General features: G+C 39.8%; 22 protein-coding genes and 1 pseudogene. 11 read left to right on the forward strand and 12 right to left on the reverse strand.

Annotated features, from left to right (window positions below; all coding sequences use genetic code 11):
• Window positions 1-10: 10 nt before the first annotated feature.
• Window positions 11-883, reverse strand: a complete 873-nt coding sequence (locus tag FTU79_RS03135) for a MetQ/NlpA family ABC transporter substrate-binding protein (RefSeq protein WP_180007758.1) — start codon at window positions 881-883, stop codon at window positions 11-13.
• Between the two features lie 656 nt (window positions 884-1,539).
• On the opposite strand from FTU79_RS03135, the pseudogene FTU79_RS03140 reads away from it, so the two are divergent.
• A pseudogene (locus FTU79_RS03140) lies at window positions 1,540-1,860 on the forward strand (pyrimidine/purine nucleoside phosphorylase).
• Between the two features lie 247 nt (window positions 1,861-2,107).
• On the opposite strand, the gene FTU79_RS03145 reads toward FTU79_RS03140, so the two are convergent.
• On the reverse strand, window positions 2,108-2,668 hold the full coding sequence (locus FTU79_RS03145; protein WP_180048906.1) for a GNAT family N-acetyltransferase: 561 nt from the start codon (window positions 2,666-2,668) through the stop codon (window positions 2,108-2,110).
• 67 nt (window positions 2,669-2,735) lie between these two features.
• On the opposite strand from FTU79_RS03145, the gene FTU79_RS03150 reads away from it, so the two are divergent.
• Window positions 2,736-3,776 carry a hypothetical protein gene (locus tag FTU79_RS03150; protein WP_180003869.1) on the forward strand — a complete coding sequence of 347 codons (1,041 nt, stop codon included), beginning with the start codon at window positions 2,736-2,738 and terminating at the stop codon, window positions 3,774-3,776.
• A 56-nt stretch (window positions 3,777-3,832) separates the two neighbouring features.
• On the opposite strand, the gene purD is transcribed toward FTU79_RS03150, so the two are convergent.
• From purD to FTU79_RS03190, 8 genes are all read right to left on the reverse strand, one after another.
• Entirely contained in the window at window positions 3,833-5,116 is a 1,284-nt protein-coding gene (gene purD / locus FTU79_RS03155) for a phosphoribosylamine--glycine ligase (protein ID WP_120365368.1), read from the reverse strand.
• Window positions 5,117-5,246: 130 nt separating this feature from the next.
• The gene (purH, locus tag FTU79_RS03160) at window positions 5,247-6,821 is read right to left on the reverse strand and encodes a bifunctional phosphoribosylaminoimidazolecarboxamide formyltransferase/IMP cyclohydrolase (protein ID WP_180003874.1); all 1,575 of its coding nucleotides are present in this window, start codon (window positions 6,819-6,821) and stop codon (window positions 5,247-5,249) included.
• 95 nt (window positions 6,822-6,916) lie between these two features.
• On the reverse strand, window positions 6,917-7,186 hold the full coding sequence (fis, locus tag FTU79_RS03165) for a DNA-binding transcriptional regulator Fis (RefSeq protein WP_001086304.1): 270 nt from the start codon (window positions 7,184-7,186) through the stop codon (window positions 6,917-6,919).
• A gap of 392 nt (window positions 7,187-7,578) precedes the next feature.
• Window positions 7,579-8,463, reverse strand: coding sequence for a DUF3426 domain-containing protein (locus tag FTU79_RS03170; protein WP_180048907.1), 885 nt, complete (start codon window positions 8,461-8,463; stop codon window positions 7,579-7,581).
• 18 nt (window positions 8,464-8,481) lie between these two features.
• Window positions 8,482-9,384: a 50S ribosomal protein L11 methyltransferase gene (prmA, locus tag FTU79_RS03175; RefSeq protein WP_180048908.1), complete on the reverse strand. Its 903-nt coding sequence runs from the start codon at window positions 9,382-9,384 to the stop codon at window positions 8,482-8,484.
• A gap of 126 nt (window positions 9,385-9,510) precedes the next feature.
• The gene (locus FTU79_RS03180) at window positions 9,511-10,398 is read right to left on the reverse strand and encodes a bile acid:sodium symporter family protein (RefSeq protein WP_180003877.1); all 888 of its coding nucleotides are present in this window, start codon (window positions 10,396-10,398) and stop codon (window positions 9,511-9,513) included.
• A gap of 74 nt (window positions 10,399-10,472) precedes the next feature.
• Entirely contained in the window at window positions 10,473-11,351 is an 879-nt protein-coding gene (locus tag FTU79_RS03185; protein ID WP_180048909.1) for a bile acid:sodium symporter family protein, read from the reverse strand.
• A gap of 147 nt (window positions 11,352-11,498) precedes the next feature.
• Window positions 11,499-11,849: a hypothetical protein gene (locus FTU79_RS03190; protein ID WP_078188731.1), complete on the reverse strand. Its 351-nt coding sequence runs from the start codon at window positions 11,847-11,849 to the stop codon at window positions 11,499-11,501.
• 252 nt (window positions 11,850-12,101) lie between these two features.
• Between FTU79_RS03190 and mnmG the strand changes: the two genes are divergently transcribed.
• From mnmG to FTU79_RS03205, 3 genes are all read left to right on the forward strand, one after another.
• Window positions 12,102-13,982: a tRNA uridine-5-carboxymethylaminomethyl(34) synthesis enzyme MnmG gene (gene mnmG, locus FTU79_RS03195; RefSeq protein WP_180003879.1), complete on the forward strand. Its 1,881-nt coding sequence runs from the start codon at window positions 12,102-12,104 to the stop codon at window positions 13,980-13,982.
• Between the two features lie 343 nt (window positions 13,983-14,325).
• Window positions 14,326-15,531: a 3-(3-hydroxy-phenyl)propionate transporter MhpT gene (gene mhpT / locus FTU79_RS03200; RefSeq protein ID WP_180007765.1), complete on the forward strand. Its 1,206-nt coding sequence runs from the start codon at window positions 14,326-14,328 to the stop codon at window positions 15,529-15,531.
• A gap of 114 nt (window positions 15,532-15,645) precedes the next feature.
• Window positions 15,646-15,972 carry a hypothetical protein gene (locus tag FTU79_RS03205; protein ID WP_078193710.1) on the forward strand — a complete coding sequence of 109 codons (327 nt, stop codon included), beginning with the start codon at window positions 15,646-15,648 and terminating at the stop codon, window positions 15,970-15,972.
• 70 nt (window positions 15,973-16,042) lie between these two features.
• Here FTU79_RS03205 and glnG read toward each other — a convergent pair whose 3' ends face one another.
• Together glnG and glnL are read right to left on the reverse strand one after the other, a co-directional pair.
• On the reverse strand, window positions 16,043-17,518 hold the full coding sequence (glnG, locus tag FTU79_RS03210; protein WP_180007766.1) for a nitrogen regulation protein NR(I): 1,476 nt from the start codon (window positions 17,516-17,518) through the stop codon (window positions 16,043-16,045).
• On the reverse strand, window positions 17,508-18,614 hold the full coding sequence (gene glnL / locus FTU79_RS03215) for a nitrogen regulation protein NR(II) (RefSeq protein WP_078188727.1): 1,107 nt from the start codon (window positions 18,612-18,614) through the stop codon (window positions 17,508-17,510). Before glnL ends, glnG begins: the two co-directional genes overlap by 11 nt.
• Window positions 18,615-18,966: 352 nt before the next feature.
• On the opposite strand from glnL, the gene rimO reads away from it, so the two are divergent.
• The 6 genes from rimO to ispC all read left to right on the forward strand — a co-directional run bounded on the left by rimO (window position 18,967) and on the right by ispC (window position 24,502).
• Complete coding sequence (rimO, locus tag FTU79_RS03220; RefSeq protein WP_180007767.1) at window positions 18,967-20,310, forward strand: 30S ribosomal protein S12 methylthiotransferase RimO; 1,344 nt, start codon at window positions 18,967-18,969, stop codon at window positions 20,308-20,310.
• Between the two features lie 45 nt (window positions 20,311-20,355).
• Complete coding sequence (gene pyrH / locus FTU79_RS03225) at window positions 20,356-21,084, forward strand: UMP kinase (protein WP_078193535.1); 729 nt, start codon at window positions 20,356-20,358, stop codon at window positions 21,082-21,084.
• A gap of 79 nt (window positions 21,085-21,163) precedes the next feature.
• The gene (gene frr / locus FTU79_RS03230; protein WP_078188724.1) at window positions 21,164-21,718 is read left to right on the forward strand and encodes a ribosome recycling factor; all 555 of its coding nucleotides are present in this window, start codon (window positions 21,164-21,166) and stop codon (window positions 21,716-21,718) included.
• 6 nt (window positions 21,719-21,724) lie between these two features.
• The gene (gene uppS, locus FTU79_RS03235) at window positions 21,725-22,480 is read left to right on the forward strand and encodes a polyprenyl diphosphate synthase (protein WP_078188723.1); all 756 of its coding nucleotides are present in this window, start codon (window positions 21,725-21,727) and stop codon (window positions 22,478-22,480) included.
• Complete coding sequence (locus FTU79_RS03240; RefSeq protein WP_078193533.1) at window positions 22,481-23,305, forward strand: CDP-archaeol synthase; 825 nt, start codon at window positions 22,481-22,483, stop codon at window positions 23,303-23,305. It abuts the gene before it with no gap.
• Window positions 23,306-24,502 carry a 1-deoxy-D-xylulose-5-phosphate reductoisomerase gene (gene ispC, locus FTU79_RS03245; RefSeq protein WP_180027017.1) on the forward strand — a complete coding sequence of 399 codons (1,197 nt, stop codon included), beginning with the start codon at window positions 23,306-23,308 and terminating at the stop codon, window positions 24,500-24,502.

Consider the following 24,502-nt stretch of genomic DNA (forward strand, 5'->3'; position numbering starts at 1 on the left):
AATTATATTACTATTTTGCTTCAGTGAGGTAGCTAGTTGGTTTGTTTACATCAATTTTAGTACCACCAAAATGTTCATCGATGTAAGCTTTAACAGCTGGAGTGTGATAAAGCGCGCCCACTTTTTGTAGAACTGGGTCATTTTGACGGTCAGCAGCAACAGCAAGAATATTCACGTTCATTTTTGTACTTTGATCGATTGGCTCATAGTAAACCGCATCTTTCAGTACGTTTAAACCACCTTCCATTGCAAGGGTATTACCCAAAACAATCGCATCAACTTCGTCTTTAACACGAACCGCAGTCGCCATTTGGATTGGCTTGATTACGATTTTCTTCGCATTTTCAGTGACGTCAGCAGGTGTACCTTTTACATCGTCAAAATCAGCTTTAAGTTTGATTAAGCCAGCAGATTGAAGTAGTAACAATGCACGTGATTCGTTTGCGCCATCATTTGGAATCGCAATGGTTGCACCTGTTTTGAACTCTTCAAGTTTTTTGACTTTGCTTGAATAGATACCCATTGGTTCTAAATAAGTTGTCGAAAGCGGTGCAATTTTATCTTTATTGTTGTCATTAAACGCAACCATATAGGCATATGACTGGAATGCATTAACATCAATTTCTTTGTTCGCTACAGCAGTGTTCATAGACACATAGTCAGTAAAGTTTTTCACTTCAAGTTTAATGCCAGCTTCTTTGGTTTCAGGAAGCGTAGCAATATAGCGCCAAATATCAGCATCTGAACCAGTCGAAGCCATGGTAACAGTTTGCACTTCTGCAGTGTCTTTTTGTTGTGCGGCGTCAGTTGCAGGAGCTTCTTGTTTACCACAGCCTGAAAGGCCCACAGATAAACCGAGAACTAATCCTAGGAGCTTTTTCATATATTCACCCGAGTAAATTTATAAAATTAATAAATTCACAAATCATATTATGGAGAGATTTACTTAAGTCTTTTATCAGACAGGCTGATAGATGCTTAATAATTTAAAATGCTACACAGACTTATACAATTAGATCTGAGTCTATTTCCAAATGGGAAAAGATAGCCATTGCAAGCTGCTGTAAACAAAAGATTTAATAAAGCAAATCTCTATATTTCGCTAGGCATCATATCAATTTTTTATTATTCAATATAGTGATTTAAAAAGTTATGCTTAGCACCAAAAATGTATATGTAATATGTTTAATTAAATAATTTAATAAGTAAAAACAATATATTATTTATAATTAAACTATTTAAGTACGTCATTTGTATAAGTTTAGGTCTATATAACAAATTTTAAAATGTATTGCTGAAAAAATGATAAAAATGAAATAAGTCCTGTCATACACAAAATTTGTAACATTCATATGTGAAAATAACGAAGTGCTTCAATCTAATTTGCATTGAAATCTTTATTGATATATTTGAAGTTCAACTCTGATTCATGGTTTTTCAAAATCTTAGATCTAAATCTGAGGAAGATTGAATCCGCTACAGCGTTTAAGATAAACTGCTTAATAATTGATCATAATAAATTGCTATGTGCGGCACGCTATGTTAAATCAGTTTGATTTCGTCTCATTTGTAAAAAAGCCTACGGTTCATTATGGTGGTAGATCGGTGAGCCATGTTTAAAAAATGGAAGATGATAGCCAAAAAACTATCGCTGTATTTTTGATATCAGACCAACCCATGACGTTTGAGGCGCATGTGAAAGAACGTGTTGAAATCACATCGGGGCAGTGCGTCGTGCAAATTGGGGAGCAGGGCGAGTTTGTTCAATATACGTATGGCGAAAGCTTTATTGTTCCACAAGATTCTATTTTTAAAGTGCAATGTACTGATGTCGTTGATTATGTATGCCATTTTGATTAAGCGTGCTTAGACAGATTTGCGGTTGTATTAGCTTTACACCTTATGATTTTTTATTTCGAAGTTATAGCAATTGATATTTTTATTACTTAAACCCCGTACTTAGCGGGGTTTTATATATGATTCAATGAATGACTTTGCTGTCTTATACGAAATCCTGTAGTAACTAAAATTAAGGTTTTTAACATCATCTATAACCACTGTTTGGCAGAGTTAATGTGCTTTGGTTTTGCTGTGAATAATTATTCAATTAGCAAAATGGAATGTGTAAATAGTCACTACGCTGTATTTCATAGAGTACATGACGGTTTAATGGGTGATCCGCAGCCACACGTGGATGATTAAATTCACGGATTTTTTGCATACCAATGCGTTGCATGACATGTTCTGATGGTGTGTTCAAACTTGCTGTAAAGGAAATAACTTTATCTAATCTTAAGTTTCGAAAAGCATGTTTAAGTACAGCTTTTGCCCCTTCGGTGGCATAGCCTTGATGCCAATATTGCGGCAGTAAGCGCCAACCAATTTCTGGTGCATCGGCTATTTCAAACTCAGGTGGGTGTACGTGTAAGCCGATAAAGCCAATAAATTCGCCAGTGGCTTTAAGCTCGACGGCATATAAACCCCAACCACGTGTTTCTATTGCATCGCGTAGGCGTTGCATAAATGCAGTGGCTTCGGACGCATCAAGTTTGTTAGGGAAATAGCGCATGACGTCGTCGTCTGCACACGTTTGGATGAATGGAGCAGTATCGGAGTCTTGCCATTGGCGGAGGATGAGGCGAGGGGTGGTAATTGAAGCTGATGACATATACTTAGACCAAGATATAAGATGTTATCTATTAATCATTAAAATTTAATATAACATGGATGAAATTATGTTGGATGATCAACAGATTCAGAATCAAGAAACGCAAGTTTGTAGTAATCCTGCTTGGATGGTTCATCTAAAACCTTTTTCAGCAATCATTAGTGAACAACAACCTAGGATTAATTTTTCATTAGATCAGATCAATAACAATGATTATGAGGGAATGCAACTATCAAAAGTAATCGGAATTCTTTCTTTAGAAAGTGATGATAGTTTAGGTGCTTTAATTAGTTATGACGGAGCAATTGCAATCCCTCAAAGCGAAAATTTTCCAACACGCTTTGATGGTATTACTAAATTAAATGAGATTTTGTGTTGCTTGTTATTAGGTGGGATCCATGCAGAGGTCTTGCATCCTCATGAGTTAGATGTAGGTACATTATATGAAAAGCAAAGTTTGTTTTCTAATTTGCCATCGCTTCATAATCAATTAAGATGCAATTGGGCATCTATATCTGAACGATATGTACCGTTGATGCATCCTAGAGTTTTACATTTTAATGATCTAAGACTCGCTTATAATGCTGGGCAGGAAATAATAAAGTCAATTCCATCTTTTACACCATTCTTTCTATTAAATGGTTATACATCTTTAATTAATCAAAACAATAATGATGCGCTTAATAATTTGTGGATTGTAGTTGAGCAAATTACAGAAATTTTATGGAAGAAAATTTATATTAAATGTAAGGATAGCTATCCAAGACAAGTAAGATGTTTACATACAACATGGGAAGAAGCTAAGTTTTTAAAAAATATAGCAACTAAGCATAAACTTTTAAGGTTAGCCAAAATTATCTCAAGACAAAATTATAAGAAATTAGAGAGTGCCCGAAAATCTCGAAATAAACTAGTGCATACTGGAAGGCGTCCAGAATATGAAGTAATTTTTGAATTGTGGCAAATATTATCCGAGTTGCTTGAGGTAGCTACTTGTAGAAGAAATATAGGCCTTAGAAAAATAAAAGTCGGGAAAGAATTAAACTGGAGTAATCCACAAGATACTAATTTTGATGAATGGAAAGAATTAGTAGCTCAAATGAAATAAAAATTATAAATAAAAACCCCGAACGAATCGGGGTTTTTATTTAATCTAAATATAGATTAAGCATTTTCACGCGCAATTGCACGGTAACCAATATCTTTACGGTATTGAACGCCGTCAAACGTTACTTTTTGGCACAGCTCTAAAGCTTTCGCTTGCGCTTCGCCAATGGTGTTGCCTAGCGCAGTCACACAAAGCACACGACCGCCAGCAGTCACAATATCACCATTCTCAAGTGCTTTAGTACCAGCATGGAATACTTTTGCATCTGCCATTTCAGTGTCTAAACCTGAAATTACATCACCATTGCTAGAAGTTTCAGGGTAGCCCTTAGACGCAAGTACGATACCTACAGTCTTACGCTCATCCCATTCAGCTTCTGCAGGTAAGTTACCCGCAATACCTGCTTCAACTAGGTCAACTAAAGATGATTTTAAACGCATCATAATGGGTTGAGTTTCAGGGTCGCCAAAACGACAGTTGAACTCGATCACTTTAGGTTGACCTTGCTCATCAATCATTAAGCCTGCGTATAAGAAACCTGTATAAACGTGACCGTCTTTTTTCATACCTTCAACGGTAGGACGCATCACTTCATTCATGGTTTTTTCAAATACGTCAGCAGTCACTACAGGCGCGGGAGAGTATGCACCCATACCGCCCGTGTTCGGACCTTGGTCACCTTCAAAGATACGTTTGTGATCTTGAGACGTTGCCATTGGCAAAATGTTGTCGCCATCAATCATACAAATGAAAGACGCTTCTTCACCCGCAAGGAATTCTTCGATCACTACACGTGAGCCAGCATCACCAAATTTGTTGCCAGCCAGCATGTCATCAATCGCATCAAATGCTTCTTGATTGGTCATCGCAACGATTACGCCTTTACCTGCTGCAAGACCGTCAGCCTTGATTACAATCGGCGCACCATTTTTTTCTACAAATGCTTTAGCCGCATCTACTTCTGTGAATACATCATAGAAAGCAGTTGGAATGTTGTGGCGTTTTAAGAAGTGTTTGGCAAATGCTTTAGAGCCTTCAAGCTGCGCTGCAAATTGAGTTGGACCCCAAATTTTTACACCTGCTTCACGGCAAGCATCCACCACACCATTTACAAGTGGTGCTTCAGGGCCAACCACGATTAAATCAACGGCATTGTTTTTTGCAAAGTCGATAATTGCAGCATTGTCTAAAATGTTAAGTGCAACATTTTCGCATTTATTTTCAGTTGCAGAACCCGCATTACCCGGTGCTACAAATACTTTTGCGACTTTGTCATCTTGTGCGATTTTCCATGCTAATGCATGTTCACGACCGCCATTACCCAAAACTAAAATATTCATCGGTTCATACTCCATGAATCGAAAATGACATAAAGTCCTCAGCCTAAAAATAGGAGAGGACTTTATGCAAGATTAGAAATCTGTTTTAAACCACATGTATGACTTTGTCATTACATTCTAAGCACTGTGCTTAGTGGCGGAAATGACGCATGCCAGTGAAGACCATTGCAATACCCGCTTCATCAGCAGCAGCAATTGTTTCTTCATCACGCATAGAACCACCCGGTTGGATAATGCATTTGATACCCGCTTTCGCAGCGTTATCAATGCCATCACGGAATGGGAAGAATGCGTCAGATGCCATTACCGCACCTTCAACCACTAAACCAGCATGTTCAGCTTTAATTGCAGCAATACGAGCAGAGTTAACGCGGCTCATTTGACCTGCGCCAACACCAATGGTTTGACGACCTTTTGCATAAACAATAGCGTTAGACTTAACGTATTTCGCAACTTTCCAAGCAAAGATTAAGTCATCAATTTCTGCTTCAGTTGGCGCACGTTTAGTCACAACTTTAAGGTCATCTTTCGTGATCATGCCTAAGTCTTGGTCTTGAACCAACAAACCGCCATTCACACGTTTGTAATCTAACTGAGCTTTACGTTCAGTAATTGCAGGAAGCTCGCCGCATACGAGTACACGTACGTTTTTCTTCGCGCCAGTCACTTCAAGCACGCCTTCAGCAACGCTTGGAGCAATGATCACTTCAACAAATTGACGGTCAACAATGGCTTGCGCAGTTGCAACATCTAATTCGCGGTTAAATGCAATGATGCCGCCGAATGCAGATTCAGGGTCAGTTGCATAAGCAAGGTCATAAGCCGCTTGGATGCCGTCTAAAGATACTGCTACGCCACATGGGTTTGCGTGTTTAACGATTACACAAGCAGGTTTAGCGAATGATTTAACACATTCAAGTGCTGCGTCAGTGTCTGCGATGTTGTTATAAGATAGTTCTTTACCTTGAAGCTGTTTCGCAGTTGAAACTGAAGCTTCAGTCGCTGTGTCTTCTACATAGAACGCAGCAGATTGATGCGGGTTTTCACCGTAACGTAAGTCTTGAACTTTGTTCAATTGAGTATTGAAAGTACGCGCAAATTTATCTGCTTGACCTTCTTCCTTACCTACGCGAGCGCCTAAGTAAGAAGCGATCATACCGTCGTATTGAGCAGTATGTTCAAATGCTTTAACCGCAAGGTCAAAACGAGTTGCATGTGAAAGTGAACCTTCAGCTTTAAGCTCAGCAACGACAGTTGCATAGTCAGCAGCATTTACCACGATACCAACAGAAGCATGGTTTTTCGCAGCAGCACGAACCATAGTCGGACCACCGATATCGATGTTTTCAATCGCATCAGCAAGTGAACAGTTTGGTTTTGCAACAGTTGCAGCAAACGGATAAAGGTTAACAACTACAAGATCGATTGCATCGATGTTGTGTTCAGCCATCACAGCTTCGTCTAGACCGCGACGAGCTAAGATACCACCATGAATTTTCGGATGTAGCGTTTTTACACGGCCGTCCATCATCTCTGGGAAACCTGTGTGCTCTGAAACTTCAACTACGGCAACATTATTGTCTTTCAACAATTTGTATGTTCCGCCAGTAGATAAAATTTCTACCCCTAGAGCAGCAAGTTCTTGTGCAAATTCAACAATTCCAGTCTTGTCAGACACAGAGATTAAAGCGCGTTTAATAGTCATGATCTTCGTCACAGTTTTCAAGGAACAGATTAAAACAAAATTAGCAAAATGCAGGTTAAAAAAAATGCCTGCGGAAGCCGCAAGCATTTTATCATTTATTCACTCATTAAACCGTGAGCTTTCAACTTTTTACGTAAAGTACCACGGTTTAAGCCGAGAATCTCAGCAGCACGGGTTTGATTACCACGTGTATATTCAAGAACTACAGATAGAAGAGGCTTCTCCATTTCCGCCAGCACCATATCGTATACCTGAGATGGTTGCTCGCCTTGCAATTGTGCAAAGTAATGGCGAACTGCGCGATCTACGTGAATACGAAGAGCGACATCAGATTGTGCAGTAAAAATAGGAGATTTGCTATTCATGCGAATTAATCCGAAAAATCAAATATCACTTGGGTAAAGTGATTTGTTAAAAGTGGTCTATAAACTTGAATGAACTCCGTTTTAGTTCCTAATGCGGAGTTCTAAAACTTGTACATTACTTGTAGCTTGACACAACTCGCAAAATTGTTCGAAAAATAAGCGTAACAATAGATTAATAATTGTTACAGCCTAAAAAACAAACAAAAAATCTACTCAATACGCAATAAATATTAAAGCGCACGGTTGGGATTGTATTTGTTGTGAAAAATTAGCGAGGAGTTTGCAGCACAAAGCTTTCGTGGCGCGTATCATACCATTGTCTAGGAAAAAGTGAGCAAGAAAACTGCATTTTTTTTATGTTTTTTTTAGTTTTTTAATAGTTTTTTCCAATATTAGGGGCGAATCAACTCAATTGAATAATTATCGAAGCTTTTGCGTGCAATCGGTAAGCTAAACTGGAATTTAAAAGGACTACTTTTTGGGATCCGTTGGATGCCATGCAGACTTTTGTCCAAATATTCTTCAGGTAAAAGCGTATAGTTTGCTATTTCAGTACCATTTTCTTTTAGTGAAATTTTCATATTGGGTAAGGCAAGGCTACGGTCATGAAAATTGATCATTTCACCTGTAAAACGTGTTTCATTATTTCCAATGCTACGAATTTTGACTTTTTTGGTACTAATTAAACTGTAATGTTCCTCTAGACGTGAACAATTGAATACATCACAGACCGCAGTAAATGCAGCACCCATCACTGGACTATTTTTTAAATATTGAGGATTGAACCAGAAAAACTGGAATATAAGTGCACCAAATAAGAAGGCATTAATACAGAACCACATAAAATAATTCAGTGGTGTACGTTTTTTATCTTTTTCAGCCTGTTCTGCCCAATTTACAGCAGGAAGGTTGCCGATCGGTTCGGTGCTGAAATAATTTAAGTTATTTAAATAAGTTTTTAGATCGATATTAGAGTTTTCGACTTTTTGATCAAATAGTTTTAATAAATGGTGGGTTGGTGTTTCTTCAACAGTCACTGGCGTAAGCGTATTATTAAATTCGCTGACATTAATAATAGTATTGGTATTTTTTTGCGGCGCATTTTCTGGCTCAGGGGTAGAAAAAGACAACGCTTTATCTACCACCAAATGAGACAGTGCATTAAAAGATGTAGAGCACTTTGGGCAACAAACCATGCCCTGAGCGACAGTAAGCTGCGGAACAGTTACTTTATATGTTGTAAAACAAGTTGGGCAGTTAGTTAATTTGTCGCTCATAAGTACACATTTTAAATTTTAATACTGTTGGCGTTTACCCGAAATTCGGCACCATGTTTCGTCACGTTTTTCTACGTCTAATATATCAAAAAATTCAGAATAAACACTAGAAACATCAGAAACTTGCTCTTCAATTACACCTGCAAGTGCGAACTCTCCCTCAGATTTAATTAAAGTTGAGAATTCTGCAGCCAAGGCCATTAGAGGGCCTGCAAGAATATTGGCAACAAATACATCGGCTTTTTGTCCAGCAAGCTCTTGGTTGAACTCTTCAGGTAGGCCAACATACAAATTTTTGAGCACACCATTCAATTCGGCATTTTGTTGTGTTGCTAAAACGGCTTGTGGGTCAATATCAGTGGCATAAACTTTTTTGGCACCCAAAAGTAAAGCTGCAACACCTAAAATACCAGAACCACAACCATAGTCGATTACGATTTTATCTTTAAGGTCAACTTTACCTAACCATTGTAGGCATAAGAATGTTGATGCATGGTTACCAGTACCAAAAGCAAGACCTGGGTCTAGTTTGATGTTAACGGCATCTGCTTCTGGCGCTTCCATCCATTCTGGTACGATCCAGTATTTTTCACCAATTTGAATAGGCTCATAAGCATCCATCCATGTGCGTTCCCATTCTTGGTCTTCAATGAATTCGCTACGCATTGGTGCTTCAGGAAGTTGAGCTTTAATAAATGTTTCTAATGCAGCAACATCAATTTCTTCATCATCTTCTTGTGCATAGATACCAGTAACGATCACTTTATTCCAAAGTGGTGTTTCACCTGGAAGTGGTTCAAGTAAATCCTGATTCTCTGCATCATCTAGCGTGACACTGACTGCACCTAAAGAACTGAGCAGCGTTTCAGTGTAATCAACTTGAGCTTTTTCAACAGTAATATGAATTTGTAACCACTTCACGGACATAACCTAAATGAGTTTTATAAAAAGCTATTGTAACGGAACTCGGCAACTTGCAGCTAGCGATTATCAAAATTGACAAAAAATAAAAGGATGCACTTGGCATCCTTTTAACTTTTCAGTGCCTTAACTTTTAATCGTTTCGGTTGTCGTTGTCGAGATCGGTGCAAAACGTGTAATTAGGAAGCCAAATACAGCGGCAAAGATGTACATAAAGATTGAATAAACCGCCGCAGGCATTGCTACTGCAGAGCTGGCCATAACTGTTAAGGCGATGGTCATGGCTAGAGTACTGTTATGAATCCCGATTTCAAATGCACAAGCACGTGCCTGAGCACTATTGATGCCGAATAGTCTCGGAACAAAATAACCGATACATAAGCTGAAAATACAGAATAGAACCGTAGCTAAGCCAACTTGGGTTAGATAAGCCGCAATATTATGTCGTTCAGAGTAAATAGCACCGATAATAATTAAGATGAGAAAGACCACAGCAAAGATACGGAGTGGTTTATGCAGTTTCTCAGTTAGTTTAGGTGCATAGTGACGAAGTAACATACCTATACAGACGGGGATGATAATGATGCCGAAAACTTGGAGGATTTTTCCAAATTGCAGACTGATTTGTTGGCCTTCTTGCATGAAGTGCATGATCGAAAAATTCACGATCAATGGAAGGGTTAATGCTGCAATGACAGAGTTGATGGCGGTCAGGGTAATATTTAAAGCCAAGTCACCTTTAAATAGATAGCTAAATAAGTTCGCTGTACTACCACCAGGTGAGGCTGCGAGTAGCATCAAGCCGACAGCAAGCAGTGGTGGTAATGCTAACAGTTTACATAGTAGAAAGGCGATACCGACAAGCAACACGAGTTGGCAAAATAATGCGATCAACACGGCTTTAGGATGTTTGGTGACACGTGCGAAATCTTTGGGGGTAAGTTCTAGCCCAAGCCCGATCATAATAAAGGCCAGTGCTAATGGCAAAAGAACCGTAATAATTCCAGAATCCATCGTACTTATTCTCCTTGAGCATATTTAATGGTTTTTCACCAAAGTCCTTATGGTGATTACGTTTGAAAAATAGTTTAGGTTTTCACTTGTTGAATTAGGTGGCTGCCACGGCGTGTCAAAATAAAACCAAATAAGGTCGCCAATAAATACATAAAAATAGAATAAACACCGGCAGGTATCGCCACTGTGGTGTTTTCAAGCACACTCAGTGCGATGGTTAGGGCGATACTAGTGTTATGAATACCAATCTCAAAGGTACACGCACGAGCCTGTTTTTCAGGCACACCCGAGAGGAATGGAATTAAGTAACCCAAAAATAGTCCACTGAAACAGAGTAAACAGGTTGCAATGCCGACGCTGGCAAAATACGTAATAATGTTGGATTGTTCGCGCAAAACTGCGAGTGTAAAGATAAGAATTAATAAGAAAATAGATAACATTCGCATCGGTTTGTTGATGTGATATGCAATGGTCGGAAAGGAGTTACGAATAAACATACCGAAACATACCGGTATCAAAATAATCAGAAATACATGGGTGATCTTATCGATAGGCATACCAATACTGGTACTTTCACCAACAAAATGCAAAATGGATAGATTGACGATAAAAGGCAGTGTAAAGCACGAAACAACTGAGTTGATGGCTGTTAAGCTAATGTTTAATGCAACGTCACCTTTATATAGGTAGCTAAAAAGGTTAGCAGTGGGGCCGCCGGGTGAAGCCGCAAGCAACATGAGCCCGACCGCGAGCAAAGGGGGTAACTCAAGTAACTTACAAAGGAAAAAAGCAATACTGGTCAGTAGAATAAGCTGAGTAAATAAAGCGATGAAAATAACTTTTGGATAGCGTCCAACGCGTAAAAAGTCTTTGACTGAAAGTTCAAGCCCCAAACCCATCATCATAATGGCTAAAGCAATGGGTAGAAAAAAAGCAAATAATCCCGAATCCATGGAATTTCCTGATATTTTTATCCTTATAGTATTTTTGAGTTTATCTCAGTTTAATAAATAAGCAATAAATAAAAGCGAGTAAAAACTGATGTTTTACCCGCTTTATTTTTGATCTGTTAATTGGTCGATATTTTCATTGACAACTGTTTATTTAGGACGAGGGGGAGTGAACCCTAAAGCACATTTTCCTTTAATTTCTTGTCCATTAATCGTTGCAGTAGTGGCTTTTGCATCTGCACTACATGTGCTTAATAATTCTGCTTCTTCGCCATGCAGATTTGCATTTTTGGAAGAGCTAAAAAATTGTGGTTCGCAGGTACCATTCCAGATAATACCGCGATAGGCAAATGATACTTGAGCGCCTTGGCTTTTACCTTTACAGACTTGTTGATATCGCTGTGCATCATACACTTTCTCAACTTTATCATTGGCTGAGGCAGCAAGTGGTGATAAACATAAACCGCATAAAACCGTGGATAGCAAAATATTCTTATTCATGCTTATAGTCCTTATGATTCTCATGGGATCTATAACAGAATAAAAAATCATCAGAATAAAACAACTATCTTCGAGTAACATTTGCTTGAGAAATGTATATTTTTATATGGAATATGCAAAGTATGTATGTTCATAAAGAAATATATAGGCATAAAACGGTAGTCAATAACAATAAAATCGAGTTAATCAGTCAACTTATCGGTGAATTTTTGCTATAATCTTCCGTCATTCTTTTTTAATCTCCTTACCACTATGCATTATCCTAAAGTTTACGATGTCATTGTTATCGGCGGCGGTCACGCGGGTACTGAGGCAGCTCTTGCTGCGGCACGTATGGGTCGACAGACTTTACTCTTAACTCATAATATTGAGACTTTAGGGCAGATGAGCTGTAACCCAGCCATTGGTGGTATTGGTAAATCACATTTAGTACGTGAAATTGATGCTCTAGGCGGTGCAATGGCATTGGCTGCCGACAAAGGCGGTATTCAATTCCGTATTTTAAACTCACGTAAAGGTGCGGCTGTTCGTGCGACTCGCGCACAGGCTGACCGTATTCGTTATAAAGCTGCGATTCGTGAAACCTTAGAAAATCAAGCGAACTTGGATATTTTCCAACAAGCAGCTGACGACTTAATCGTTGAGGGCGACACTGTAAAAGGTGTGGTTACTCAGATGGGTATTCGTTTTGATGCGAAAACTGTTGTATTGACTACAGGTACATTCCTAGGTGGTGTGATCCACGTAGGTCTAAATAATGCTTCAGGTGGTCGTGCGGGCGATCCTCCTTCAATTTCATTGGCTGCGCGCCTTCGTGAATTGAACTTACCTGTAGGTCGTTTAAAAACTGGTACACCACCACGTATCGATGCACGATCAGTTGATTTCTCTGTGATGACGCCACAGCCGGGTGATTTCCCATCTCCGACTATGTCGTTCATGGGTGATGCGTCGATGCATCCTGAGCAAATCAATTGCTATATCACACATACCAATGAGAAAACTCACGATATCATTCGTGGTGGCTTAGACCGTTCACCAATGTATACCGGTGTGATTGAAGGTGTGGGTCCACGTTACTGCCCATCGATTGAAGATAAGATTCATAAATTTGCCGATAAAGATTCGCATCAAGTGTTCTTGGAACCTGAAGGTTTGGACACACATGAGCTTTATCCAAACGGTATTTCAACTTCTTTACCATTCGATGTTCAGTTTGAATTGGTTCGCTCGATTCGTGGTATGGAAAATGCGCACATTTTGCGTCCAGGTTATGCGATTGAGTACGACTATTTCAACCCACAATCATTGAAATTCTCTTTAGAAACCAAATCGATTAATAACTTGTATTTTGCAGGTCAAATTAACGGTACAACGGGTTATGAAGAAGCGGGTGCGCAAGGTTTGCTTGCAGGCTTAAACGCAGCACGTCGTGCATGGGATCAAGAGCAATGGACACCAAAACGTGATGAAGCGTACATGGGTGTATTGGTTGATGACTTGATTACTTTGGGTACTAAAGAACCGTACCGTATGTTCACTTCGCGTGCGGAATACCGTTTGATGTTGCGTGAAGACAATGCGGATCAGCGTTTAACTGCCATTGGTCGTGAAATGGGTCTGGTAGATGATGCGCGTTGGGATTCGTTCTGCCAAAAAATGGAAGCTGTAGAAACGGAGAAAGGTCGTTTACAACACCTTTGGGCAGCGCCAAACAATCCACTAGGCAAAAAATTCGTTGAAATGACTGGTGATGACCTGTCTAAAGAAACCAATGCGATCGATTTGCTCAAACGTCCAAATATCAACTTTGCGCAAATTGCTGAATTGACTGGTTCAGAAGTTTCAGCATTTGTTGGAGAGCAAATTGAAATTGCTGTGAAATATGCGGGTTATATTAACCGTCAGCAAGAAGACGTTGCGCAAATGAAACGTTTGGAAGATACACGTATTCCTGCTGATTTTGATTACGATGTAGTTTCTGGTCTTTCACGTGAAATCACCATGAAGCTGAAAAATGTATTGCCTGAAACATTGGCACAAGCAAGTCGTATTCCAGGTGTAACACCTGCGGCTGTTCAATTGGTGATGATTACGATTCGTAAGAATAACCAAGCGAAAAAATCTGCATAAGATTTTGAGTTAAATAAAAAACCCGCTCAGTTGCGGGTTTTTTATTGCCAATAAATTATTGGCTGTTGCTATTTGATCGGATTAAATGAATATTTTGATCATCATTAGTTTTAGCTATGGTTTGATTATTAAAATCTTTCATAAACTTAAGTGATTGATAATGAATTATAAATACAAAAAATAAGATCTAAAAACTATTGATATACAAAGTTTTAGGTCTTAATGGTGGGCTTTTGGTCGTGTGAATTCCGACCTTTGTAGTGGTATTTATTCTACCCAATAAAGCCGAAACTTCAGGGCATGGCGTACAAGTGGGTTTACGCTACATGAATGGAGTTCGATTATGGCAAATCAACAATCGGGAAAAATGCAAAAATTTCTAACGGTATTTTTGTGTTTCTGGGTAGCATTTTTTGAAGGTTTTGACCTGCAAGCGCCCGGTATCGCAGCAAAAGGAATCGCAGCGACATTTTCCTTAGATCAAGTGCAAATGGGCTATGTATTTAGCTTAGGTGTGTTTGGTATGTTATTTGGCGCGTTCTTTGGGGGGCGTGTCGCTGACTATTTGGGACAGAAGAAAGTCCTGATGCTGTCGATTTTTATCTTCGGTGTATTTATGTCTATCACGGCAGTTGCACCAAGCATTGAAATTTTATATATCGCACGATTCTTTACAGGTTTAGGTTTGGGCGCTGCGATGCCAACGATGATCTCGGTGGTGGGTGATGAAGCGACGGATGCTAACCGTGGGCGCTTAAATAGTTTGATGTACTGCGGCTTACCTGTAGGTGCAATCTTTGTTGCTGGCTTGGGTATTATTTTTAAAGATATCTCTTGGCATACATTGTTTTTAATTGGTGGTTTAACGCCTTTAATCCTGATTCCATTCATGGCGCTTATCTTAAAAGATAAGCGTACTGAAAAAGTTCAGGCAGAAAGCAAAGAAGCGGTTCCAGCGATGGGGCAAATCCTTTTTGCTGAACAGCGTTATAAATATACATTGCCGCTATGGTTAAGCTTCTTCTTTACCTTAATGGTGAACTATATTCTGATCAGTTGGTTGCCTAACTTGCTTATGGAACAAGGGTTGGAAAAGCAACAAGCTTTCATGATCATGTTGATGTTCCAAGTGGGCGCAGTGATTGGTACGCTGGGTTTAGGCTACTTGCTTGATCGGCTAAAATTATGGCAAATGGCAGTGATTATCTATTCAGGTTTGTTTGTGGCATTGTTTGTGCTGTTTACAACAAATTCCATTCCTGTACTTATCGCAGCAGGCATCATGGGCGGAATTTTCTCTACAGGCGGTCAATCGATTTTGTACGGGATCTCTCCAATTTTCTATACACCAGCTGGGAAAGTAACAGGTGTGGGGAGTGCGATTTCATGGGGTCGTTTGGGTGCAATGACGGGTCCATTACTCACAGGTAAGATTTTGGCACTAGGACTGGGAACGACAGGTATTTTAATTGCAAGTGCGCCGGGTATTGCTTTGTCGGCTATCGCAGTGGCTGCATTGTCGGCCTATAAGTCATCTCTTAAGAAATAATCGAAATCAGTTATATTTAAAGGAGCTACGGCTCCTTTTTTATTGAATAAATATCTTTAGCTGAAACTAAGTTTTGTTAGAATAAATCTAATATTCATGAATAAATTTACTTCTATGTCTTATCAATTGATCGAACTTGATATTTCTCCTTCAGATAACATTCAGTGTCCACATTGTCAGCAGCAAGTGATTGATTGGTCAGAAGAGCAGTATGTGCAGCCATGTGAGCATGTGCTGTTTATTGCAATGGATATTGGTTTTGAGTTTATTACCGATGAATTTGAGCAAACTATGCAGCATACAGTCGATGACTTGCATGCCAATGATGATCAATATCATATGTTTACTGAAATTACCGCCTCGAGCTTCCCTGAGTTTCTGATTTATAAGTCTGATTTAGGGGTGGAAGGTTATTCACGTTATGTCGGCTTTACGGCATAAAATATTGCTAAAAAATCTCAAAATAAAAAAGCCAGTCAAGTGACTGGCTTTTTTAATGTAAATTAGAAAATTAACTTTCTAATTCTTCTTCGACATCATCTTCGGCACTGTCCATACCGAGTTCTTTAAGTTTACGGGTTAAGGTATTGCGACCCCAACCTAAAAGTTCTGCTGCATGGCGCTTACGGCCACGTGTTTGCTGTAGTGCTGCATTGATGAGGGTGCGTTCAAACATTGGTGTGGCAATGTCGAGAATTTTCATCTCACCGTTTTTCAGTTTTTGTACGGCCCATTGACCAAGTAATTCATCCCAATGATGCACACCAATACGATCAATCCCTTGAGCAGCAGGGTTGCCATCTGTGCCTTGAATTGGAATCTGTTTTAATTCAGACGGTAAATCTTCTGGATAAACTTCACGTCCTGTAATCATCACGGTGAGCCAGCGACAGGTATTTTCAAGCTGACGCACATTACCTTGCCACGGCAATTTTTGCATGTATTCTTGCGTTTCAGGACGCAGAATTTTCGGGCTTACCCCAAGCTCTTTGCCTGCACTTGCTAGGAAGTGCTGTGCAAGCATCGGAATATCTTCACTACGATGTGCAAGTTTTGGAATATGAATACGAATCACGTTTAGACGGTGGTACAAGTCTTCACGGAAGCGACCTTCATGTACTAATTTTTCTAAGTCTTGGTGTGTTGCAGCAACGATACGGACATCCACCTTGACTGGGATGTGACCACCAACGCGGTAGAATTCGCCATCCGCTAAAACACGCAGTAAACGTGTTTGGGTTTCAAATGGCATGTCACCAATTTCATCAAGGAAAAGAGTCCCGCCATTGGCTTGTTCGAAACGACCCTGACGCTGCGTATTGGCACCGGTGAACGCGCCTTTTTCATGACCAAATAATTCAGTTTCGATCAAATCTTTTGGAATTGCCGCCATGTTGAGCGCAATAAAAGGTTTGTTACCACGTGGTGAGTGTTTGTGCAACGCATGCGCAACCAATTCTTTACCCGTGCCTGATTCACCATTAATTAATACAGTAATGTGTGATTGAGAAAGACGACCAATAGCACGGAAGACTTCCTGCATAGCAGGTGATTCACCAATAATCTCTGTAGATTGAATCGGTTGAGCGGTTTTAGCAGATTCTTGTTGTTGCAATTTGGTAATATGCAAAATTGCACGGTTTACAAGTGCTAAGGCTTCATCAATATCAAAAGGTTTTGGTAGATATTCAAAAGCACCCGTTTGATAGCTCGACACAGCAGATTCTAAATCTGAATGTGCAGTCATAATGATCACAGGTAAGTCAGGGTAGTTGCCTTTGACTTTACCTAAAAAGGTCAGTCCATCAATACCCGGCATACGGATGTCTGTCAAAATAACATCTGGCGCATCGACACTTAACTGATCTAAAGCGGATTGTGCTTCTTCAAAACTGGTAACATCAAAACCTTCTTCTTTGAATGTTTTTTCCAGCACCCAACGCATGGCGCGATCATCATCGATGACCCAAATCTTATTACGCGACATGATCTGACTCCCAAGGTAAATATAGGCTAAATACTGTTTTTCCAGGAACTGATTGGCATTCAATCATTCCGTTATGTTGATGCATAATATTTTGTGCAATGCTCAGGCCGAGACCTGTGCCTTTCGCTCGTCCTGTCACTAAAGGATAAAATACGGATTCTAATATTTCTTGTGGGACACCCGGTCCATTGTCCTCAATGTCAATGCGTACCGCAGAACGTTTTAATACACCATTGATGGTGACTAAGCGTTGAATACGTGTGCGCAAGGTCAGTTCTGGTTGATGCTCAACAAAGAACTCTTTATTTTCAGTCATCGCCTGAACGGCATTGACGCTGATATTCAGCATGACCTGAATCAATTGATCACGATCTGCCAGAACATCCGGTAAAGAAAGGTCGTAATCACGGGTGATCTTAATTTTCTTTTTAGTTTGGTTGACGATCAGTGAACGGACACGTTCAAGTGGTTCATGCACATTGACTGGCTCGTAACTTGGCAATTGTCTTGAACCCAGCATGGTGTCAGCAAGATTTCTTAATCGATCCACTTCACTAATAATAATGTCGGTGAATTCACTGTACTTCGGATCATTTAAGCTACGCGCTAAAAGTTGTGTCGCCCCACGGATACCACCAAGTGGATTTTTAATTTCATGGGCAACGCCACGAATCAGTTGTCGTGCAACTTGATGTTGTTGAATCAGGTTTTCTTCTTTAGAGATTTTTAACATCCGGTCGATTTGATTGAGCTCAATCAATAGCAAAGGGTGGTAGGGTTTACCTGAGTTGAGCTGTGACACGGTGTAATCGACATGAATGTCTTTAAAGTTGACATTAATCGTTGCTTCTCGGCGCGTATAGTGTTGACCAGAAGTTAATGTATTCATTAATGCATCATGCGTATTGAATTCATCATCGGGCATATGAAGTAAATTTAATACAGGCTGACCTGATGCACGAAGTAAGCTTATGTCAAAAAGCGCTTCACAAGATGAATTTAAATAAAAAATATTCAGGTTGCTATCGACCAATAAAATGGCAGTGGTTAAATTATCCACTAAAAGCCGGTAATCAATCGTCATAGTCTGATCCATTAGCGAGAGGTTCCTGTCTTAAAATGGCGCAATGGCATCTTCATAAAGCAAATCGTTCAATCTAATAAGGTTCGAATTGATGCAAGTTATGCAAGATATAAGCCAACTATTTCAGAAATACGCTAAGTTTTGATGCTTATTTGAATAAATGCGCTTATTTAAGACTTTAAATAAAGTGTATAGCTGATTAAAAACAGGCTGTAAATCTAAAATGCATTAAAATGGTGCAAATGAAATTATATGGATGAATTTATAGCTTTATTTTGGTGCGTGATATAAAGAGTGACCTTTTCACCTGTTTTTATGTTTTGAAAAGACATACAATACGCGGATTATAGTGGAGCGCAGATTCATGAAATCCCCCAAAGTCGGTTTTGTTTCTTTAGGTTGTCCTAAGGCATTGGTAGATTCCGAACGAATTTTAACTCAGTTAAAGACTGAAGGTTATGATGTAGCATCAGATTATGATGGTGCCGATTTAGTAGTTGTAAATACCTGTGGTTTTATTGAATCTGCAGTACAAGAGTCGCTAGATGCCATTGGTGAAGCGATGAGTTCAAACGGTCGCGTAATTGTGACTGGTTGTTTAGGTAAAGACGAAGACAAAATTCGCCAAATGCACCCAAATGTCTTAAAAGTGACAGGTGCTGCGGCATATCAAGAAGTGATGGAAGCTGTGCACGAATACGTGTCTGAGCCACCGAAACACAATCCGTTTATTGATCTAGTACCTGAACAAGGTATTCGATTAACACCAAAACATTATGCTTATTTGAAGATTTCAGAAGGTTGTAACCATCGTTGCACATTCTGCATTATTCCGAGCATGCGTGGTGATTTGGTTTCTCGTCCAGTAGGTTCAGTATTGACTGAAGCTCAAGCGCTGAAAAAAGCAGGCGTAAAAGAAGTCCTTGTGATTTCTCAAGATACATCGGCTTATGGCGTAGACACCAAATACAAATTGGACTTCTGGAACGGTCAGCCCGTTAAAACCAAATTCTATGACATGTGTGAAGCATTGGGTCAATTGGGTATCTGGGTGCGTCTGCACTATGTATATCCATATCCACATGTAGACGCTGTGATTGACTTAATGGCACAAGGCAAAATTTTGCCGTATTTGGATATTCCATTCCAACACGCAAGTCCTAAGATTCTAAAACTCATGAAGCGTCCTGCGCACAGTGAAAATACACTGGAGCGTTTAAAAGTTTGGCGTGAGAAATGTCCTGATCTTGTGATTCGTTCTACATTTGTTGTGGGCTTCCCGGGTGAAACTGAAGAAGACTTCCAAATGTTGCTTGATTGGTTAAAAGAAGCGCAGCTTGATCGTGTGGGTTGTTTTACTTACTCACCAGTTGAAGGTGCGACTGCAAATGATTTGCCAGATCATGTGCCTGAAGAAATCAAACAAGAGCGTTATGAACGTTTCATGCAAGTTCAGCAAGAAATCTCTGCTGCGAAATTGCAAAGTCGTATCGGTCAAAAAATGACAGTACTTGTGGATGATCTTGAGGAAGAGTTCCCAGTTGCTGTTGCGCGTTCTTATGCAGATGCACCTGAAATTGACGGTAATGTTTTTGTTGAAGATATCGATAAGTCAGTGATTAAAGCAGGTGATTTACTTGAAGTAGAAATCACAGATGCAGATGAATATGACTTATTTGCAAAACTAATCTCGGTTAAGTCTGCTTAAACGATTCATTAAAAATAATTGAAATTAAATAATTCGGAGTTGATGATGCTTGATTCTAAAAAACCACGTTTTGGTCGCATCCTGCTTAAGCTTTCAGGTGAAGCTTTAGCGGGCAATAAAGAGATGGGTATCGATGCACAAGTGCTCGATCAAATGTCACTCGCAATTGCGCACCTTGTTGGTTTAGGTGTTCAAGTGGGGATCGTTGTCGGCGGTGGTAACCTTTACCGTGGTAGCCAATTACAAAAAGATGGTTTGGTTGGCCGTGTAACAGGTGATCAAATGGGTATGTTGGCCACTGTAATGAACGGTTTGGCACTTCGTGATGCTTTGGTGCGTCGTAATATCAAAACTCGTCTAATGTCAGCTTTACCTATTGGTGCTGTAGTTGAATCATATTCTAGCCGTGATGCTATTCGTCATTTAACTCGTGGCGAAGTTTGTGTATTTGTTGCAGGTACGGGTAACCCATTCTTTACAACAGATACAGCAGCTTGCTTACGCGGTATCGAGATTGAAGCCAATCTTATCCTTAAAGCGACGAAGGTTGATGGCGTATACAACAAAGATCCAAGCAAGTATGAAGATGCAGTGAAATACGATGCATTAACATTTGACCAAGTTTTAGATGAAAAACTGGGTGTGATGGATTTGACAGCGATTTGCTTGTGCCGTGACCACAACGTTCCACTTCAAGTATTTGATATGAACAAATCAGGTTCATTACTTTCAGTGGTAATGGGTGAAAAAGAGGGTACTCACGTTACGAACTAATGTACGTGGGCCCTAAAGCTCTTTATACTACAAGCTATTTTAGAATTTACATCTTTTCGAATTAAGTAAGGAAGATCACATGATTAACGATCTTAAAAAAGACGCAGAAGACCGTATGAACAAATCTCTAGATTCTCTAGAGCATGGTTTTGCCAAAGTTCGTACAGGCCGCGCGCACCCATCAATTTTAAACGGTGTTATGGTTCCTTACTATGGCTCTGATGTGCCATTAAACCAAGTAGCTAACGTGGGTGTAGAAGACTCTCGTACTTTACTTGTTCAGCCTTTTGAACGTTCAATGGTTGCTGCAATTGATAAAGCAATCCGTGAATCTGACTTGGGCTTAAACCCGATTACTGCTGATGCGATCCGTGTTCCAATGGCTGCATTAACAGAAGAAACACGTAAAGACATGCAGAAAGTTGCACGTAACGAAGCTGAAAATGCAAAAGTTGCGATCCGTAACATCCGTCGTGATGTTTTAGGTGATATCAAAGCATTGTTGAAAGAAAAAGAAATTTCTGAAGATGATGAGCGTCGTGCGGGTGATGACATTCAAAAAATCACAGACAAATTCGTTGCTGAAGTTGAAAAACGTCTGGCTGCAAAAGAAGCTGAATTGATGAAGGTCTAAGTTTTAATGACCTCATCTGAAGAAACTTCCCGTCTTCCAAAACATGTTGCCATCATTATGGATGGCAACAATCGTTTTGCCAAAAAGAATCAAATGCAAAAAGGTGAAGGGCATCGTTCTGGAAAGGACATCCTAGATCCCATCGTTGAACATTGTCGTAAAAGAAATATCCAAGCACTGACCGTTTTTGCTTTTTCGAGTGAAAATTGGAATCGTCCTCAGTTTGAGGTTGATTTGTTAATGGCTCTTCTCGAAGAAACCATTCATGAGCAGTTGCCACGCATGGAAAAATTTAACATTTCCCTACGTTTTATTGGTGATCGTTCTCGTTTATCTCCTAACTTACGTGACTTAATGTTGCAAGCCGAACAAAGGACTGCTAATTTCGACAGCATGACTTTAACTATTGCAATTAGTTACGGTGGTATGTGGGATATGGCACAGGCTGCAAAACAAATCGCAGCAGATGTTTTAACTAACAAAATAGATCTTGAAGCAGTGGATGCTGAAGTCTTTGGTCAATATGTCAGTTTAAGTGATCTACCTCCGGTAGATTTGTTAATTCGTACAGGTGGTGATTTCCGTCTCTCGAACTTCTTGCTTTGGCAAGCTGCGTATGCAGAACTTTATTTTACCCAGACATTATGGCCTGAATTTACCATTGAAGAATTTGACGACGCACTAGCAGTATTTGGTGGTCGTGAACGTCGTTTTGGTAAGACCTCAGAGCAGATTCAACAAGAGCAGTTTGAGAATAAATAAATGTTAGAGCGGATAATAACCGCATTGGTACTGGTTTCAGTTGTACTGAGTTGCATGTTTGCAACCGAGTCTAAATACCCAATGCTTGTGCTGATGATTATTGCATCAGCTGTCGCGGGTTATGAGTGGTTCAAACTCATGCCGCGGAATACACAAAATGTGATTAAACCTTTCGCTTGGGGCTATGGTCTAGTCACTGCTATTCTTTCAGCACTAGCATTGCATTTTACAGATGTTGCATTACTGCTTTGGGCGGCTTCGATCTTTACTTGGATCTTAAGTGTCTATTGGGTGAAGTCTTATCCTGATTACGATAACTGGTATAACCCGAGTCTGAGTGGTATTGGTTTAGTCTTAGTTCCTGCTGCGGTAACTGCTATTTTTTCTGTGTGGATGAACTCACCGTGGTGGCTCATGTATCTGTTCCTGTTGGTATGGGGTGCAGACAGTGGTGCATACTTCGTGGGACGTAAATTTGGTAAGAAAAAACTTGCACCAGATGTGAGCCCAAATAAATCGATCGAAGGTTTATATGGCGGTCTATTCACTGCAATGCTAATTGTTATTGTTGTTGAAATTATTTATCTTGATTTAAGCATCGCTGAACATATTTTATTTTTAATACTTTCAGTAATAACAGTATTTAGTTCAGTACTTGGTGATTTATTTGAATCGATGATCAAGCGTCGTGCAGGGATCAAAGATTCTGGTCGTATTCTTCCCGGACATGGTGGTGTGCTGGACCGTATCGACTCGTTGCTTGCTGCAGCACCTATCTTTGCAGCAGGTATGTATGTTTTAAAATTAATTGGCGTAGATTTATAGATGTCACAATCTGTTTGTATATTGGGTGTAACAGGATCCATTGGTCAAAGTACTTTAAAGATTCTGCAACAGCACCCCGAAGAGTATTCAGTTTTTGCAGTCACTGCACATAGCCGAATTGTAGAACTTGTCGAAATATGCAAACAATATCGACCGAAAATCGCAGTTGTTCCATTCAATAAAGTGGATGAACTGCGCCAATTACTCGTAGCTGAAAAATTAACTGATATTGAAATCTTGCATGATGAAGCCGGATTAATCGCAGTAGCAGAACATCCACAAGTTAATGTGGTCATGGCCGCTATTGTGGGTGCAGCAGGGTTGCTACCGACATTGGCTGCTGCGAAAGCGGGTAAACGTGTCTTACTTGCAAATAAAGAAGCGCTGGTGATGTCGGGTGACATCATGATTCAGACCGCACGTGAAAATAATGCTTTGTTACTGCCGGTCGATTCTGAACATAATGCAATCTTCCAGTGCTTGCCTGAAACTTATCTACAAGGTGAGCGTCATGGTCAGCCAAAATTGGGTGTCAAACAGATTTTACTCACCGCATCTGGTGGTCCATTTTTACATCATAGTTTAGAACAATTACAAAGTGTAACGCCTGCTCAAGCCTGTAAGCATCCAAACTGGTCGATGGGGCAAAAAATTTCTGTTGATTCTGCAACGCTGATGAATAAAGGCTTGGAATTGATCGAAGCCTGTCATCTTTTTGCAGTTGAAGAACAATTTGTAACAGTTGTTGTCCATCCACAGAGTATCATTCATTCAATGGTTCAATATGTAGATGGTTCGACTTTGGCGCAAATGGGTAATCCTGATATGTGTACGCCTATTGCTCATGCATTAGCATGGCCGAAGCGTATTCAAACACATGTGCCTCCATTAGATTTATTTATTCATTCTCAGTTAAATTTTGAACAGCCTGATATACAGCGATTCCCAGCGCTAAAATTAGCACGTCAAGCCATGAAGGCTGGAGGCTTAGCTCCTACGATTTTAAATGCAGCAAATGAAATCGCCGTGGCAGCATTTTTGCATGAGAAAATTGGCTTTACTCAAATCCCTCAAATTGTGGAACATGTGTTGGGGCAAGTTGAAAACTCAGCTGCAAATAATATTGATGTTATTTTGCATGCAGATAAATCGGCACGTATGGTTGCTGAAAAAGCAGTATTGAATTCAGGAAGTTAA

The sequence above is a fragment of the Acinetobacter sp. YH12144 genome (assembly GCF_013418345.1).
Lineage (GTDB): Bacteria > Pseudomonadota > Gammaproteobacteria > Pseudomonadales > Moraxellaceae > Acinetobacter > Acinetobacter amyesii.

What these genes read in the sequence shown, in the direction of transcription:
- frr (WP_078188724.1), top strand. Translation starts at nt 21,164, where the DNA reads ATGATTAACGATCTTAAAAAAGACGCAGAAGACCGTATGAACAAATCT.
- FTU79_RS03205 (WP_078193710.1), top strand. Translation starts at nt 15,646, where the DNA reads ATGTCTTATCAATTGATCGAACTTGATATTTCTCCTTCAGATAACATT.
- FTU79_RS03180 (WP_180003877.1), bottom strand. Translation starts at nt 10,398, where the DNA reads ATGGATTCTGGAATTATTACGGTTCTTTTGCCATTAGCACTGGCCTTT.
- fis (WP_001086304.1), bottom strand. Translation starts at nt 7,186, where the DNA reads ATGAATAGCAAATCTCCTATTTTTACTGCACAATCTGATGTCGCTCTT.
- glnL (WP_078188727.1), bottom strand. Translation starts at nt 18,614, where the DNA reads ATGGATCAGACTATGACGATTGATTACCGGCTTTTAGTGGATAATTTA.
- FTU79_RS03170 (WP_180048907.1), bottom strand. Translation starts at nt 8,463, where the DNA reads ATGAGCGACAAATTAACTAACTGCCCAACTTGTTTTACAACATATAAA.
- ispC (WP_180027017.1), top strand. Translation starts at nt 23,306, where the DNA reads ATGTCACAATCTGTTTGTATATTGGGTGTAACAGGATCCATTGGTCAA.
- FTU79_RS03190 (WP_078188731.1), bottom strand. Translation starts at nt 11,849, where the DNA reads ATGAATAAGAATATTTTGCTATCCACGGTTTTATGCGGTTTATGTTTA.
- FTU79_RS03240 (WP_078193533.1), top strand. Translation starts at nt 22,481, where the DNA reads ATGTTAGAGCGGATAATAACCGCATTGGTACTGGTTTCAGTTGTACTG.
- FTU79_RS03135 (WP_180007758.1), bottom strand. Translation starts at nt 883, where the DNA reads ATGAAAAAGCTCCTAGGATTAGTTCTCGGTTTATCTGTGGGCCTTTCA.
- FTU79_RS03145 (WP_180048906.1), bottom strand. Translation starts at nt 2,668, where the DNA reads ATGTCATCAGCTTCAATTACCACCCCTCGCCTCATCCTCCGCCAATGG.
- mnmG (WP_180003879.1), top strand. Translation starts at nt 12,102, where the DNA reads ATGCATTATCCTAAAGTTTACGATGTCATTGTTATCGGCGGCGGTCAC.
- uppS (WP_078188723.1), top strand. Translation starts at nt 21,725, where the DNA reads ATGACCTCATCTGAAGAAACTTCCCGTCTTCCAAAACATGTTGCCATC.
- pyrH (WP_078193535.1), top strand. Translation starts at nt 20,356, where the DNA reads ATGCTTGATTCTAAAAAACCACGTTTTGGTCGCATCCTGCTTAAGCTT.
- purD (WP_120365368.1), bottom strand. Translation starts at nt 5,116, where the DNA reads ATGAATATTTTAGTTTTGGGTAATGGCGGTCGTGAACATGCATTAGCA.
- FTU79_RS03185 (WP_180048909.1), bottom strand. Translation starts at nt 11,351, where the DNA reads ATGGATTCGGGATTATTTGCTTTTTTTCTACCCATTGCTTTAGCCATT.
- mhpT (WP_180007765.1), top strand. Translation starts at nt 14,326, where the DNA reads ATGGCAAATCAACAATCGGGAAAAATGCAAAAATTTCTAACGGTATTT.
- glnG (WP_180007766.1), bottom strand. Translation starts at nt 17,518, where the DNA reads ATGTCGCGTAATAAGATTTGGGTCATCGATGATGATCGCGCCATGCGT.
- purH (WP_180003874.1), bottom strand. Translation starts at nt 6,821, where the DNA reads ATGACTATTAAACGCGCTTTAATCTCTGTGTCTGACAAGACTGGAATT.
- FTU79_RS03150 (WP_180003869.1), top strand. Translation starts at nt 2,736, where the DNA reads ATGTTGGATGATCAACAGATTCAGAATCAAGAAACGCAAGTTTGTAGT.
- rimO (WP_180007767.1), top strand. Translation starts at nt 18,967, where the DNA reads ATGAAATCCCCCAAAGTCGGTTTTGTTTCTTTAGGTTGTCCTAAGGCA.